The organism is Microbacterium sp. TWP3-1-2b2 (assembly GCF_049896145.1).
Taxonomy (GTDB): Bacteria; Actinomycetota; Actinomycetes; order Actinomycetales; family Microbacteriaceae; genus Microbacterium.
The window spans coordinates 2,948,624-2,963,007 of the sequence record NZ_JAFCTS010000001.1 but is presented as its reverse complement, the minus strand read 5'-3'; the positions used below and the strand labels follow the sequence as shown (position 1 = coordinate 2,963,007).

Annotated in this window: 14 protein-coding genes and 1 pseudogene; 9 read left to right on the top strand and 6 right to left on the bottom strand. The window is 65.9% G+C overall.

The annotated features are described in order from the left end of the window. Positions 1-24: 24 nt before the first annotated feature. A complete protein-coding gene (locus ACP7AR_RS14640; protein WP_426187238.1) occupies positions 25-900 on the top strand; it encodes an SMP-30/gluconolactonase/LRE family protein in 876 nt (291 codons plus the stop codon). 6 nt (positions 901-906) lie between these two features. Here the strand turns inward: ACP7AR_RS14640 and ACP7AR_RS14635 are convergent, their stop codons facing one another. Next, complete coding sequence (locus ACP7AR_RS14635; protein WP_426187236.1) at positions 907-1,305, bottom strand: hypothetical protein; 399 nt, start codon at positions 1,303-1,305, stop codon at positions 907-909. 162 nt (positions 1,306-1,467) lie between these two features. Between ACP7AR_RS14635 and ACP7AR_RS14630 the strand changes: the two are divergent. Further along, positions 1,468-2,208: pseudogene (locus tag ACP7AR_RS14630) on the top strand (FAD-dependent oxidoreductase); the annotation flags it as partial. Between the two features lie 87 nt (positions 2,209-2,295). Here ACP7AR_RS14630 and ACP7AR_RS14625 read toward each other — a convergent pair. Then, a complete protein-coding gene (locus tag ACP7AR_RS14625; RefSeq protein WP_426187234.1) occupies positions 2,296-3,897 on the bottom strand; it encodes a molybdopterin-dependent oxidoreductase in 1,602 nt (533 codons plus the stop codon). Between the two features lie 185 nt (positions 3,898-4,082). On the opposite strand from ACP7AR_RS14625, the gene ACP7AR_RS14620 reads away from it, so the two are divergent. Together ACP7AR_RS14620 and ACP7AR_RS14615 are read left to right on the top strand one after the other, a co-directional pair. After that, positions 4,083-5,276 (top strand): MalY/PatB family protein, encoded by a 1,194-nt coding sequence (locus tag ACP7AR_RS14620; RefSeq protein WP_426187232.1) that lies wholly within the window; start codon positions 4,083-4,085, stop codon positions 5,274-5,276. A gap of 33 nt (positions 5,277-5,309) precedes the next feature. Beyond that, positions 5,310-6,365: a PQQ-dependent sugar dehydrogenase gene (locus tag ACP7AR_RS14615; RefSeq protein WP_426187230.1), complete on the top strand. Its 1,056-nt coding sequence runs from the start codon at positions 5,310-5,312 to the stop codon at positions 6,363-6,365. Between the two features lie 89 nt (positions 6,366-6,454). Here ACP7AR_RS14615 and ACP7AR_RS14610 read toward each other — a convergent pair whose 3' ends face one another. Together ACP7AR_RS14610 and ACP7AR_RS14605 are read right to left on the bottom strand one after the other, a co-directional pair. Further along, positions 6,455-7,405 (bottom strand): manganese catalase family protein, encoded by a 951-nt coding sequence (locus ACP7AR_RS14610; RefSeq protein ID WP_426187228.1) that lies wholly within the window; start codon positions 7,403-7,405, stop codon positions 6,455-6,457. Between the two features lie 43 nt (positions 7,406-7,448). Further along, positions 7,449-8,135 carry a hypothetical protein gene (locus ACP7AR_RS14605; RefSeq protein ID WP_426187226.1) on the bottom strand — a complete coding sequence of 229 codons (687 nt, stop codon included), beginning with the start codon at positions 8,133-8,135 and terminating at the stop codon, positions 7,449-7,451. 297 nt (positions 8,136-8,432) lie between these two features. Between ACP7AR_RS14605 and ACP7AR_RS14600 the strand changes: the two genes are divergently transcribed. Genes ACP7AR_RS14600 through ACP7AR_RS14590 form a run of 3 tightly spaced genes read left to right on the top strand, consistent with a single transcriptional unit; the run spans position 8,433 to position 10,022 of the window. Further along, entirely contained in the window at positions 8,433-9,071 is a 639-nt protein-coding gene (locus ACP7AR_RS14600) for a hypothetical protein (RefSeq protein WP_426187224.1), read from the top strand. Beyond that, positions 9,049-9,462 carry a phage holin family protein gene (locus tag ACP7AR_RS14595; protein WP_426187222.1) on the top strand — a complete coding sequence of 138 codons (414 nt, stop codon included), beginning with the start codon at positions 9,049-9,051 and terminating at the stop codon, positions 9,460-9,462. The genes ACP7AR_RS14600 and ACP7AR_RS14595 overlap by 23 nt, the downstream gene beginning before the upstream one ends. Further along, entirely contained in the window at positions 9,459-10,022 is a 564-nt protein-coding gene (locus tag ACP7AR_RS14590; RefSeq protein WP_426187220.1) for a DUF3618 domain-containing protein, read from the top strand. Before ACP7AR_RS14595 ends, ACP7AR_RS14590 begins: the two co-directional genes overlap by 4 nt. A gap of 82 nt (positions 10,023-10,104) precedes the next feature. Here the strand turns inward: ACP7AR_RS14590 and ACP7AR_RS14585 are convergent, their stop codons facing one another. After that, on the bottom strand, positions 10,105-10,821 hold the full coding sequence (locus ACP7AR_RS14585; protein ID WP_426187218.1) for a TetR/AcrR family transcriptional regulator: 717 nt from the start codon (positions 10,819-10,821) through the stop codon (positions 10,105-10,107). Positions 10,822-10,857: 36 nt separating this feature from the next. Continuing rightward, positions 10,858-12,396 carry an MFS transporter gene (locus tag ACP7AR_RS14580; protein WP_426187216.1) on the bottom strand — a complete coding sequence of 513 codons (1,539 nt, stop codon included), beginning with the start codon at positions 12,394-12,396 and terminating at the stop codon, positions 10,858-10,860. A gap of 238 nt (positions 12,397-12,634) precedes the next feature. On the opposite strand from ACP7AR_RS14580, the gene ACP7AR_RS14575 reads away from it, so the two are divergent. Further along, a complete protein-coding gene (locus tag ACP7AR_RS14575) occupies positions 12,635-13,561 on the top strand; it encodes an ABC transporter ATP-binding protein (RefSeq protein WP_426187214.1) in 927 nt (308 codons plus the stop codon). Next, on the top strand, positions 13,558-14,370 hold the full coding sequence (locus ACP7AR_RS14570; protein ID WP_426187212.1) for an ABC transporter permease subunit: 813 nt from the start codon (positions 13,558-13,560) through the stop codon (positions 14,368-14,370). The genes ACP7AR_RS14575 and ACP7AR_RS14570 overlap by 4 nt, the downstream gene beginning before the upstream one ends. Positions 14,371-14,384 lie beyond the last annotated feature (14 nt).

Sequence of the window (14,384 nt, the reverse complement as noted above, 5' to 3'; positions counted from 1 at the left end):
CGAGCCAGAAGCAGGAGAGCGTCGATGGCGAACGATTCGGATCTGATCCCCCCGGGCGCAGCGATCGAGAGACTGGCCACCGGCTCTACCTGGGCGGAAGGGCCGCTCTGGATCCCCGACGAAGGCGCAGTGCGATGGAGCGACATCCCGGGTGATCGCATCATGCGCTGGAGTGCCGCCACCTCCGAGGCCAGCGTGCATCGAAGCGGAGTGGAGTTCACAAACGGACGGATGCTGGACCGAGACGGCAGCGTCGTGCAATGCTCGCACGGCAGGCGCCGGCTGGAGCGGGAGATGCCAGACGGCACGGTCGCCGAGATCGTCAGCCGCTGGGGCGAGCATCGTGTGAACTCCCCGAATGACGTGGCGCTCGCACCGGACGGTTCTTACTGGTTCACCGACCCTGATTACGGGATCACACAGCCTCGCGAGGGGCATCCGGGCATCCGCGAGTACGGGGGCTGCCACGTCTTCCGGTGGTCAGAGGTCGACGGACTCACTTCGGTGATCGACGACATGGACCGCCCGAATGGAATCGCCTTCTCCCCGGGCGGCGGCACCGTCTATGTCACAGACACGGCGGGGCAGCAAGAGGGCCCAGGGCGCTGGATCCGTGTCTACGACGTGAGCGGATCTCGGGCGAGCGGTGGTCGGTTGTTCGCGAGGATCGAGGTCGGCGCACCGGACGGCATCGCTGTCGATGTCGAAGGTCGTGTGTGGTCGTCCGCGGGAGACGGCATCCACGTGTTCTCGCCGTACGGGTCGGAAGTGCTCTTCATCCCGGTTCCCGAGGTGGTCTCGAATCTCTGCTTCGGCGGCGACGACGGGACCGAACTGTTCATCACCGCGACGACCAGCCTCTACCGCATCCGCACCTCGACGACGGCAGCTCGATCCTGATTCCGGTCAGGCGGGTGTGAGGATCGACATGAACGCCGCCTCGAGTGAACCTGCGACGACCGACGGGTCGCCCAGATAGCCGTTCACCATGGCGCCGTCTCGAAGAATCATGAGCTGGTTCGCAACCGATCCGGTGTCTCGCACGCCGGCCTGCGCGGCGATGTCGGCGAAGACGCCGACCATCCACGCCCGATGCGCGTCGACAGCGATGCGCACGGGGTCGTCAGGATCGGCGAACTCTGCTGCCGCGTTGATGAACGCGCATCCGCGGAATCCCGGAGTGCAGCTGGCCGAGCCGATGTCCGCGGCGATCGCGCGCGCCCTCGCGATCGAGTCTCCCCCGCGAACGGTACTCTCCAGCCACGCACGCTCTGCGTCTGACTGCTGCTCCAAGTAGGCCACCACCAGGTCGCTCTTCGTGCGGAAATGTCGATAGAACGTGACCTTGGTGATACCGACCTGCTCGATGATCCGGTCAGCGCTCGTCGCCCGGATTCCGTGGCTGTAGAAAAGCTCGTTGGCTGCGTCGAGTATCCGCTGTCGCGTCCCCGCACCGGTTGTTCTCCGGGCGTCGACGTGCGGATGGGAGTCTCACCGACGCTGGTCGCGCGCGATGCCGAGGGGACTGTCATTGTGACCCTGGACGACGGCACCGAGCATGAAGCCGAGGAGGTCGTGGTCGCCACGGGGCGTCGCCCCGGCACTGCTGCCGTCGGTCTGGAGACGATCGGGCTCACCCCCGGTGCACCGCTCACTGTCGACGACACGATGCTGGTCGAAGGAACTGACTGGCTCTACGCCGTCGGAGACGCGAACGGCCGAGCTCTGCTCACCCACCAGGGGAAGTATCAGGCCCGCGCGGCCGGCGAGGCGATCGCCGCTCGCCTGCAGGGAGCCGCCGTGTCTGACGAACCGTGGGGACAGCACGTCGCATCAGCCGACCACGCGGCGGTCCCACGCGTGGTGTTCTCCGATCCGGAGGTCGCCGCCGTAGGGCTCACTGAAAGCGGCGCTCGCGAGTCGGGGCTGCGCACCCGCGCGGTGGAGTACGACTTGGGGTGGGTCGCGGGCGCCAAGCTCCACGCCGACCACTACGCCGGACGAGCCAAGCTCGTCATCGATGAGGACAGGCACGTCATCGTCGGAGCGATGTTCGTCGGGCAGGATGTCGCTGAGCTTCTGCATTCGGCGACCATCGCGATCGTCGGAGAAGTCACGATCGAGCGGCTCTGGCACGCGGTCCCCGCGTACCCGACCATCAGTGAGGTGTGGCTCCGACTGCTCGAGACCTACGGTCGCCCCCGCTGATCGGCCAGTTGCTCGGCGCAGCCCGGCGTTCCGGGACGCGCCGAGCAACCCCATCGGCATGCGGGTGGCGCCGTGCGCCGCGCACGATCACGTCACACGGATGAGCGAACGCTGCCAGCCGGACGAGCCATCAGGGGCGATCGGCGCACGCTCTTCGATCTGCAGGTCACCGTTCTTGTTGATCGCGCGAACTGCGACGTAGTGCGTACCCGGCTTCGCATCCCACTCCATGAACCATTGCACCCAGGTGTCGTCGTTGATCGGCGTGGACAGAGTCGCCTGCTCCCATTCCCCTTCATCGATGCGCACCTCCACGCGCTCGATGCCGACCGACTGGGCCCAGGCGACACCCGCGATCGGAATGCGCCCGGCCGGTACCGCTTCACCGATGCTCGGAGTGTCAAGGCGGGACGAGAACTTGATCGGCGCCTCGGCGCTGTATCCGCGAGGCGTCCAGTAGGCCTCGTCGTCCGCGAAGGTCGTCACCTTGAGCTCAGTCAGCCACTTCGTCGCCGACACGTAGCCGTACAGACCGGGCACGACCATCCGCACCGGGAAGCCATGTTCGAGCGGCAGCGGCTCGCCGTTCATCCCGACCGCGAGAATCGCATCGAGCTCGTCGTCGACGAGCGCTGCGAGCGGAGTGCTCGCGGTGTATCCATCGACGCTGCGGGACAGCACCATGTCGGCGCCGGACTTCACCCCGGCCTTGCGGAGCACGTCGCGCAGAGGCACGCCGAGCCACATCGCATTGCCCACGAGCTCTCCGCCGACCTCGTTCGAGACACACGTGAGAGTGATCGCGTACTCGTCGATTCCCATGTCGAGGATGTCCTGGAAGCTCAGCTCGACGCGCTGGTCGACCATGCCGTCGATCACGAGACGCCAGGTCTCCGGATCGATCGTCGGAACCGTGAGCGCGGTGTCGACGCGGTAGAAGTCCTTGTTGGGGGTGAAGAGCTCACTCAGTCCAGGAACATCGAGTTCTGCGCCCTCGGGTACGGTCACTCGTGTCCGAGGGGCGGGAAGCTTGAGGGCCTTGCGGATCGACTCCACTGACGCGACGGCCATGCTCACAGTGCGGGCGGTGATGCCGACGACGATGGCGGATGCTCCGGCGAGCGCCGCCAGGACGAAGAAGCGTCGCCTGTTGAGCTCGACCGGACGCCGTCCGGACGTATCGGATGCCGGCGCTTCGTCGGCGTCCTCGCGATCGCTGTCCTGGGCGGTGGATGCGCGCCATGCGCGCAGCCGCCGAACGAGGAGGACCAGAAGGAAGGAACCCATGACTGTTCCGAGCACCGGAGGGAGGAAGGCCAGCGGGGTCACGCCGGCACGGGTCACGATCGCGGCGGTCGAGAGCACCCCGGCGATGATCAGAGCGATCACACCGAGAGGAGGGCGCACCAGTTGCAGAACTCCGGCGATCGCGGACGCGATCACCACGGCAAGGCCGAGCCCGGCCAGCAGCACGATCTTGTCGTACTCGCCGAAGGTGGCGATCGCGAACTCTTTGAACGGCTGCGGGACGATGTCGATCACGAACCCGCCCACCGCGAGGATGGGGCTCGCTGCGCGCGCGAAGAGCAGAGCGAACAGCTCAGCGGTTGCGAGGAAGACCGCACCACCGATCACTCCTGCGAGCGCTGCCCACGCGATGAATCCTCTGCCACTGCTGCGCTTTGCCACGATCTCCTCCAACTTCACCCGTGAAGGTGTGCTCACACGTTATTCGGAGACGGCGGGCAATTGGATGTGATCTGCCGTCCGGGTCCTCGCGGCAGGCCCCAGACACCAGATCGTGGTTACGCTGGAAAGCGGAGCGGCACGTCCACGAGTCCGTTCTCCAGGCTCCGATCGAGAGGAGGGCGCGGATGTCGCCCCAGGACTTAGACGCGATCACAGAAGTCGACCTGCGCCAGGCCGGAAGCATGAAATGGACGATGTTCCCCGACATGATCGGTGCATTCGTCGCAGAGATGGACTTCGGCGTCGCGCCGGCCGTGAAGGACGCCGTGAACGGCGCCTTGGAACGCGGACTCACCGGCTACCTCCCTTCGCATCTCGCCGACGGCCTCGCGCAGGCGACAGCTGCCTGGTACGCGAATTCGTACGGCTGGGACGTACCGGCCGATCGCGTGCACCACGTCCCAGACGTCATCGCGGCATTCGAGTTCGCGATCGAGCAGTTCACACGTCCCGGTGCTGCCGTCATCGTTCCGACACCCGCGTACATGCCGTTCCTGATGGTGCCGCAGATGCACGACCGCCGCGTCATCGAGGTGCCGAGCATCGAGGTGGACGGCCGTTGGCAGATCGACCATGATGCGGTGACCGCCGCGTTCGCGGACGGGGGCGAGCTGTTCGTGCTGTGCAATCCGCACAATCCTCTGGGCACGGTGTCCACACGCGAGGAGCTCGAGCGCGTCGCCGACACTGTCGCCGCGGCAGGCGGCCGGGTGTTCTCCGACGAGATCCACGCCCCGCTCGTGTACTCGCCCGCTCGGCACATTCCGTACGCCTCGATCTCCGAGACAGCAGCCGGACACACGATCACAGCGGCATCCGCGTCGAAGGCATGGAACCTCGCGGGCCTCAAATGCGCGCAGATCATCCTGTCCAACGACCAGGATGCTCTGCTGTGGGAGAGCGCCGGCGGGTGGGTCGGGCACGGCACATCGACGCTCGGCGCGGTGGCGAACGTCGGCGCTTACACCGGGGGCGGAGGCTGGCTGAGCGAAGTCGTGGACTACCTCGACGGGAACCGCCGGTTGCTGTCAGAGCTGGTCGCCGAGCTCCTTCCCGACGTGCGGATGACGACACCGGAAGGCACGTACATCGCAATGCTGGACTTCCGCGGCACCGGTCTCACGGGCGATCTCGGCACCTGGTTCCGCGAGAACGCCGGCGTCGCGATGACCGACGGCGCAGCCTGCGGTGTCGCCGCGGTCGGCTTCACCCGCTTCGTCTTCGCTCTGCCGAGGCCGCTGATGTCGGAGGCCATCAGACGGATCGCCGCGGCTCTGGCAGAGCGCGCGATGGTGACGCCGGCCGGTTCAACGAGCTGACCGAGACTTCCAGCGACGAAGAGGCGAGGATCCATGACGAAGAACCGCCTCATGCCCTCGGTCGCCCTGCTGCTCGCCGCTTCCACAGTGACGGCGTGCACCTTCGTCGACGGCACCGCGAGACCGTCACCGTCCGAGACCCAGACACCCTCGGTCATCGCCGACGGGCTCGATGCCCCGTGGTCGGTGACTTTCCATGGGACGACGGCGCTGGTCAGCGAGCGGGACACGGCACGGATCCTCGAACTCGACGACGAGGGAGGTGCTCGCGAGGTCGCCGTCATCGACGGCGTCACCCCGGGGGGCGAGGGCGGGCTGCTCGGCATCACCGTCCACGACGACCAGCTCTACGCGTATCTCACGGCCGGCGACGAGAATCGCATCGACCGCTTCGAGCTGACCGGCGAGCCGGGCTCGTTGAGCCTGGGCACCCCCGAGACGGTGTTCGACGGCATCCCATCGGCGAGCAACCACAACGGCGGCCGCATCGCCTTCGGCCCTGACGACATGCTGTACGCGACGACCGGCGACGCCGGGAACGGGCAGGACGCACAGGATCTCGAGAGCCCCGCCGGAAAGATCCTCCGCCTCACGGCGGACGGCGCGATCCCACCGGACAACCCGTTTCCGGATTCACCCGTGTACAGCTATGGCCATCGCAATCCCCAAGGCATCGCCTGGGACGCCGATGGCACCCTCTACGCCAGCGAGTTCGGACAGAACACCTGGGACGAGCTCAACGTCATAGAGCCCGGCGGCAACTACGGCTGGCCGGAGGTCGAGGGCGTCGCAGAGCGAGACGACTTCATCGACCCGGTGCAGCAGTGGGCGCCGCACGACGCCAGTCCGAGCGGCATCGCCGTCGTCGGAGATGTCATCCTCATCGCGAATCTTCGAGGAGAGCGCCTCCTCGAGGTTCCCCTCGAAGATCTCACCGCGTCGACCGAGCACCTCATCGGTGAACACGGACGCCTCCGTGACGTCGTCGTCTCTCCCGACGGATCCACGTGGCTGGTGACGAACAACACCGACGGACGCGGCGATCCTGGGCCGGACGACGACCGGATCCTCGAGGTCGCCGTCGACTGATCTGCTGGACCGCCTCAGAGCTGGATGATCGACAGTGTCATCGTGGAAGCGCACGAGGTTGAACTCGTGCGCTTCCACGATGGGGTGGGTCATCCCATGCGGCCGAAGGTCGCGTCGATATCGGCCATCTCCATGGCCGCGGTCGCCTCGATCAGCTTGCGCAGGTCTTCGTCCGCTCCCGGGGAGAACTCCTCGAGGCGCTCGGGCGAGATCGTCATCGGCGCACCGGTGGGGGCCTGCTCGCTGGCGTCGAGTTCGGTGCCGTCATTCGACGGAGACGCGCCCTGGAAGATCTTTCCCGCCTCGGACTGCGCCGTGAGGTCGAATGAGTACTGCTTGCTCTGCAGGCCGAGATCGAGGAGCTTCTTGACCTCGGGGAACTGCTCGGCGTTCGTCTTCGGGATCGGCAGCGACGTTCGCCAGTTCACCCCGAGCGTCTCGAGCGCCTTGGCGTACGCGTTCTCGTGAGCCTGGTCCCGCACGATCAGGTACGAGATCGTGCTGCGCGCCATCTTGTTGTCGGTCATCTCGTAGAGACGGCACTTCTGCAGTCGGCCCGTGGACTCGAGCATGAGGTTGTAGAGCAGGTCGAGCACGAGGTTGCCGGAGTTGTACACGTAGCTGCCCGACCAGGGGTTTCCCACCGCATCGACCGGCAACGCGCCCTGCGCGCCGACCAGGTAGTGGTGGATGTTGCTCGTGTCGACCGCGATGCGCAGGGGTGTCGCACCTCCTGCACCCGGCTCGTCAACCGGGTCGCTCGGCTTTCCCTGGTACTGCGGTGAACCGTCGAGCAGCCGCGAGATGGTCGTTCCGATCAGCTCGACGTGGCTGATCTCCTCGGTGCCGATGCCCTGGATGAGATCCTTGTACGGCTTGCCGGATGCGCCGCGGAAATTGATGCTCTGGAAGAGGTACTGCATCATCGTGCGCATCTCGCCGAACTGGCCACCGAGTCCCTCCTGCAGAGCGTTCGCCGCGGCCGGATCCGGCTCGTCCTGGGCGATCTCGTTGATGAACTCTTGAACGTGGAAGTACATGGGATCCTCCGGTTGTAGGGATGTGGTTTCGTGCGGATGATGGTCAGCGGCCGAGCCCGACGCGGTCGATCTTGCGGTGATAGCGCATCCCGGCGAGACCGCCGAGGATCGCGCCCACAAGGGTCACGATGGCGGCGCCGATCGCGGTGAGGATGCTCGTCGTCGTCGCCGTCTCCGGCGTGACGGGAATCCGCGGGAATCCTTGAAGGGTGCCGAGGATGTCCCACTGCGAGCCGGCGATCGCCGTGACCGTGGCAACGATGATGGCGATCACGATCGCCCAGATCCAGACGGCGATGCCTTGCTTCGCTCCGCTGAAGCGTGCCATTCTGCCGGCGACGTAACCGCCTGCGAAGTACGAGACCAACAGCACAAGGGCGAGGACGATCGCGGCGACGATGCCGAGGGCGCCGAACACGGAATCCGATGCGTCTTCGCCATCCATGCCGGTGTTCGCGCCGATTGCTGCGCCGATCGCTGCGACGAGGGCGGTGAGGAGCACCGTGGTCCCCATCGCAGTCAGCCAGCCGAAGAAGGCGGATCCGAACTTGAAGCCCCCGAACTCCGCCTTCTCACGCGCATGGACATCATCTCGAAGCGTCCGCGTCCCGACGTCAGGGTCCGTTTCCGCACGAGTGACTGCGGTCTCTTCGCGGGTGTCCGCCTCGGGCATCCGGGTGGTGCTGTCTCGGGCCTCGTACGGCTCCGGAGTGTTGTCGGTGGGGCTCATCCCTTGACGGTAGGCGTTCCGAGCGCCTCACCGAAGGTGGTTGTCTCGTGCGTGGATTGCGCGTATTCTCTGCGGCCTTACAGCGTAAATGTCGCGGCCCTTACGGCGTAAACCAGAATTGCGTTTACACCGTAAGCCCCGTATTGCGCAAGGGACGTGGCCAGAACTCTGGAGAGGGCTAGACATGGGGAACCGATCCCACCGATCGGTCCGCGAAAAGGAGCACTAATGTCGGACAGTTATCAGACGACCAGCCCGAGTGGCTCGGACGCGCAATCCCCAGAATCATCAGGCACGGTGGACACTGCCAAGCAGGAAGCCGCTGATCTGAAAGACACCGCCACGACACAGGCGAAAAATGTCCTCGGTACCGCGAAGGATGAAGCGGCCACCGTCGTCGGAGAGGTGAAGACCCAGGCGAAAGACCTGTACGCGCAGACGCAGCGCGAGTTGAAGGAGCAGGCCGCCTCGCAGCAGCAGCGGATCGCCGGCGGGCTCCGCTCCGTCAGCGACGAGCTCGATTCGATGGCGTCGACTTCCACGGGCACCGGCGTCGCCGCCGACCTCGTCCAGCAGGTCTCCGGGCGTCTCTCCGCTGCGTCCGCGTGGCTCGGTGACCGCGACCCGAGTGCTGTACTGAGCGAGGTCAAGAGGTATGCACGGCGCAAGCCCGGCACATTCATCCTTGCTGCCGGCGTCATCGGCGTGGCCGTCGGTCGGTTGACCCGCGCCCTGGCCGCGAACGCGTCCGATGAGAAGGATGCCTCCCCCGCGCCCGTTCCCGCTCCGGCTCAGGTCCGACCGGATCCGTCGGTGCCTGTGCCGGTCGGCACGCCTGCGGATGTGGCGGGCGAGTCGCCGCTGTATGCGCAGACCGCGTCGACCCGTCCGGACATTCTCGGGGAGGACGGCTATGACCGACCCAACGCCGTCTGAGCAGAAGGCCGCCTCCACTTCGCTGGGGGACCTGCTCGGCGAGGTCTCGAGGGACATCTCCACGCTGATGCGACAGGAGGTGACCCTTGCGAAGACCGAGCTGAAGGAATCCGCGACGAAGTCCGCCAAGGGTGCGGGCCTCATGGGGGCCGCCGGGTACGGCGCGCTCATGGCGGTGTTCTTCCTGTCCGTCGCCCTGTGGTGGGCTCTGGGCACCCTCGTGGGCGGCGGTTGGGCCGGTGTGATCGTGGCGGTGATCTGGGCGGTCATAGCTCTGATCCTGTTCATGGTCGGCCGCGGCCAGTTCCAGCAGGTCGAGGGTGCGCCGCAGACGGTGGACACCCTGAAGGAGATACCCGAAACGCTCAAAAGAAATGAGGAGAACCGATGACTGATTCACCCGATGAGATCCGTGCCGACATCGAGCGGACACGGAGAGAGCTCGGCCTGGACGTGGACGCCCTGGCCGACAAAGTCTCTCCGTCGAAGATCGTCGACCGGCAGATGGGCAAAGTGCGCGGCGCGTTCGGTTCGGTCCGCGATCGCGTGATGGGCGCCGCCGATGACGCGGCCTCCTCCGCGACCGATGCCGGATCTCACGTCGGCGAAGTCAAGGATCGCGTCGTGGCGAAAGCCGAAGGCAATCCGATGGCCGTGGGGCTGATCGCCTTCGGTGCCGGCCTCCTGCTCGCGTCACTGATTCCCGCGTCGTCGAAGGAGAAGGATCTCGCGGCGACCGTGAAGGACCAGGCGCAGCCGCTAGTCGACGAGGTCACCGATGCGGCGAAGGAGGTCGGGGAGCACCTGAAGGAGCCTGTGCAGGCATCCGTCGAATCCGTGAAGGATCAGGCGCAGGATTCCGTGAGCGCAGTCACGGAAGAAGCGCAGACTACGGCCGGTGAGGTGAAGGACCAGGCCCAGCACGCTCGCGAGAACATCACGGAGAGCTGACCTCGCACGGAAAGGGGCGGATCCACCGCGAGGTGGGTTCGCCCCTTCGATGAGTCCGCGGCTCCTCGCGGCCCCGCAGCCGCTACTGGCTGAGCGTGCTGCCCAGACGATCGAGAAGAGATTCCAGCGATGCCTCGAACTCGTCGTCGCTGCGATCGTCGCTCAGCAGGTCGCGTAACCGTAGAACCTGAGGTGCGTCACCCAAGTCCATCAGTCCATCGCGCTCAGGGATGTCCGCTCCGCCTTCGTCGAGTGGTTCTGACACCGGACCGGTGTCTGCACCGCGTACCGCAGCCTCCAGCAGCAGGTTTCCGAGGAGGAAGCTGGTGAACGACCGGTAGACATCGACGGCTTGCTCGTCCGTGAAGCCGAACCCGATCAGCGCGCTCAGGAACGCCTCGACGACTTCCACGCTGCGCAGGGGAGGTCTCAGCCACGGTGCCGCGGGATGCCGGGTGGCCACCAGGGGGAATGCTCTCGGATGGTCGATCGCGATACGGCGGACGTGGTGAGCCAGGGTCTGCAGGAACCCTTGCCAGTGCTCTGCGAGTTCGTCGTCGAGGCTCGTGGTCAGGTTCCCCATGAGAAGGGTGACGACACCCTCCAGAAGGTCTTCCTTGCCGTTCACATACCGGTAGAGCGACATCGGCTCCACACCCAGGTCCGGTCCGAGGGATCGCATCGACAATCCCTGGGGTCCGACGGCATCGATCTGCGCCAGCGCTGCCTCGACGATCAGCTCCCGGCTGAGGCTGCCAGCCATCGAATCCGTCTGCGTCTTCTGCGAGTGGTGCGGCATGCCCCCACGGTACTCGCATCCCGTGGTTCGACCGCCTCAGTTCTGGATGATCGGCAGCGGCATGGTGCTGGTGTCGATCAGCTCGTTCTCGTCCTGCTCGGCGACGAGCTCCTTGGCCTCGGCGCGCGTCTCCACCGATGGGAACGACCCCTTCAGCGGTCGCTTCGCCGTCTCCTTCATCGAGAGCATCGCTACGCCGCCGAGCGCCGCGAAGAACATGATGTAGAACGCCGGCATGTACGTGTTGCCCGTCAGATCGATCAGCGCCTGACTGAACAGCGGCGTCGTGCCGCCGAACAGCGATACCGCCACGTTGTAGGCGATCGCCATGGCTCCGAATCGGGATGCTGTCGGGAAGAGCGCGGGCAGAGCGGATGCGGCGATCGCGACATAGAACGCGACCGGGATCGCGACCATCGCCAGCGCGACGATGACCGCCCACTCCTGGCCGATCTGCATGACCGCGAACGCAGGGACCATCAGGACGATCGTGGAGATCACCGCGATCCCGTACACGGGCTTGCGCCCGATGCGGTCGGACAGCTTCCCGATCAGCGGCAGACAGGCGCTCATCACCACGAGCACCGGCACAGTGGCGACCGCGGCCATCAGATTGGACACTCCGACCTCGGTCTCGAGGTAGGTCGGCATGTAGCTGGTCAGCGCATAGCCCGCGGTGTTGGTCGCCGAGACGAGGGCGATGCCGATCAGCACTTCGCGCCAGTAGTGGCGGAAGATGCCGACGATCCCCTGCCGCGCCAGCGGATCGTCGGGGTTTCCCTCGCGCTCCTCCTCTGGTTCGGCCTCGAACACCGGAGTCTCCGGGATCTTCAGTCGGAACCAGATCGCGACGATTCCCAGCGGAATGGCTATCAGGAACGGGATACGCCAGCCGAACTCGGTCATGGCGTCCGGGCCCGCGTTCGCCTCGGTGATCCAGGTGGTCAACGCGACCACCGATGCCCCTGCGGCGAAGCCGATGTACGAGCCCACGTCGAGGAACGAAGACCAATAGCCGCGCGAACGGTCGGGCGAGAACTCGGAAACGTATGTGGTCGCTCCGGCGTACTCTCCTCCGGTGGAGAAGCCCTGCACCATCTTCAGCAGGTACAGCGGAACGATCGCCCAGAGGCCGATCTGCGCCGAGGTCGGCAGCACACCGATGAGCGCCGTCGCGATCGCCATCATGGCCATCGTGAAGAAGAGCACCTTCTGACGCCCGATCCTGTCCCCTAGCGGCCCCAGGACGATGCCGCCGAGCGGGCGAACCAGGAACGAGATCGCGAAGCCGAAAAGCGTCAACAGCAGCCCGAGTCCCCCGGGCGCATCGCCGGTGAACACCGTCGTCAGCGTGACGGCGAGGTACCCGTATACGCCGAAGTCGAACCACTCCATGAAGTTGCCGACCACAGTGCCGGAGATCGCCGTGCGCAGCTTCGACTTCTTCACGACGAGGACGTCATCGACTTCAAGCCTTCGACGGCGTACAAGTGATCTCTTCGCCTTTGCGGGGCGCAGCCCGGATCCGGACGTGGACTCCGCAGCGGAGTCGGGGGCAGGTGTGATGTTGGACATGGGGATGATTCCTTCGGTCCGAGCCGGTTCGGATCATGGTCCGATGACCCTGATCGCCGACTTTGCGCCCTTCACGATACTCACCGACTGACCTCGTCGACGGCAGCTGAGGCGGAGTTGTCGGTCATCCGATTCGAAGGCCACGAGCTGAAGATGAGTCCAAGGTGCCACCATTCGCGCCATTGATCGGCACCTGGGGAGGACGCGCGCAACGCCTGCGCTTCGTAGCGTTGACGACATGATCACAGCAGAAGGCCTCACGAAGAGGTTCGGAGACAAGACCGCGGTGCAGGACGTCTCGTTCACGGTGCAGCCGGGAACCGTCACAGGCTTCCTCGGCCCCAACGGTGCAGGCAAATCCACCACGATGCGCATGATCGTGGGCCTCGACAAGCCCACGTCGGGCCGGACGACAGTCAACGGTCAGGAGTACCGACGACTGCGCGCACCTCTCACCGAAGTCGGGGTGCTCCTCGACGCGAAGGCGGTGCACACCGGGCGCACCGCAAGGAACCACCTGCGCGCGATGGCCGCGACCCACGGCATCCCCACGTCGCGGGTCGACGAGGTCATCGACCTCGCAGGGATCGGCTCGGTCGCCCGCAAACGAGCGGGGAAGTTCTCGCTCGGCATGGGCCAGCGCCTCGGCATCGCCTCGGCGCTGCTCGGCGATCCGCATACGCTGATCCTCGACGAGCCGGTCAACGGGCTCGACCCGGAGGGTGTGCGCTGGGTGCGCCAGTTCGTCCGATTCGCGGCATCCGAGGGTCGGACCGTTCTCCTGTCCAGCCATCTCATGAGCGAGATGGCGCAGACAGCCGACCACGTGATCGTCATGGGTCGCGGCCAGGTACTGGCGGATGCCCCGCTCGGCGAACTCGTCCGGGCGTGGACCACCACGACCGTCAGGGTGCGGAGCCCCCGAGTGGCGGATCTTGCATCGGCGGTCGCTGCCGCTGACGTCGAGATCGTCAGCACGAGCCCCGATTCGCTCGACATCGTCGGGCTCCCCGCATCCCGTATCGGCGACATCGCCGCCGACCGCGGCATCCCACTGCACGAGCTCACACCGTCGAACGGCTCACTAGAGGATGCCTATCTCGCACTCACCGGCGAATCGGTCGAGTACCGATCCGCTGAATATCCCGCAAAGGAACTCGCATGACCACCACAGCCGCACCGGCGATGCGCTCCACAGCAGCCTCGCCGCACAGCCTCACGTTCGTCCGCGCGCTGCGCAGCGAATGGATCAAGCTCTCGACCCTCCGCTCCACCTGGTGGTCGATCGGCATCACGGCGGTCATCACGATCGGTGTCGCATTGCTGATCGCGCAGTCGATGGATGTTCCCGGCTTCGAGCCGATCCAGGCCGTCGTCTCGCCCGTGCAGTTCACGATGCTGCTCGCCGGTGTGCTCGGAGTCATCTCCGTCACCGGCGAGTACTCCACCGGAATGATCCGTTCCACCCTCACTGCCGACCCCATCCGGGGTTCGGTTCTCGCGGCCAAGGCGATCGTCATCGCGGTGTTCCTCTTCATCGCATCGCTGGTCATCTCGCTCGCCGCAGCGCTCGCGGTGTCGCCGATCTTCGGCTCCAGGGATATGCCGTTCCCCTGGGACACACCGGCGGACTCGTTCCTTCCGATCATCGCGGCAGCCGTCTCGATGGCGGTGTTCGCACTGATCGGCGTCGCGTTCGGTTTCATCCTGCGCTCCGGTGCCGGAGCCATAGCGGCGACCGTCGGCCTGTTGTTCGTCCTTCCGATCGTGATGACCATCTTCGCGATGCCGGGCGAAGAGTGGCGATGGATCACCGATGTGTCCAACCATCTGCCGATGTCGGCAGCGCAGAGTGCGATCCTGCCTCAGGATGGCTGGGGGCTGCCCGTCGGCGAGGCATATCTGACACTGAGCGCGTGGGTCGCGGCCGGGATGCTCTCGGCCTGGGCCGTTCTGCGAACCCGTGACGCGTGAGAACGGGTCACGCA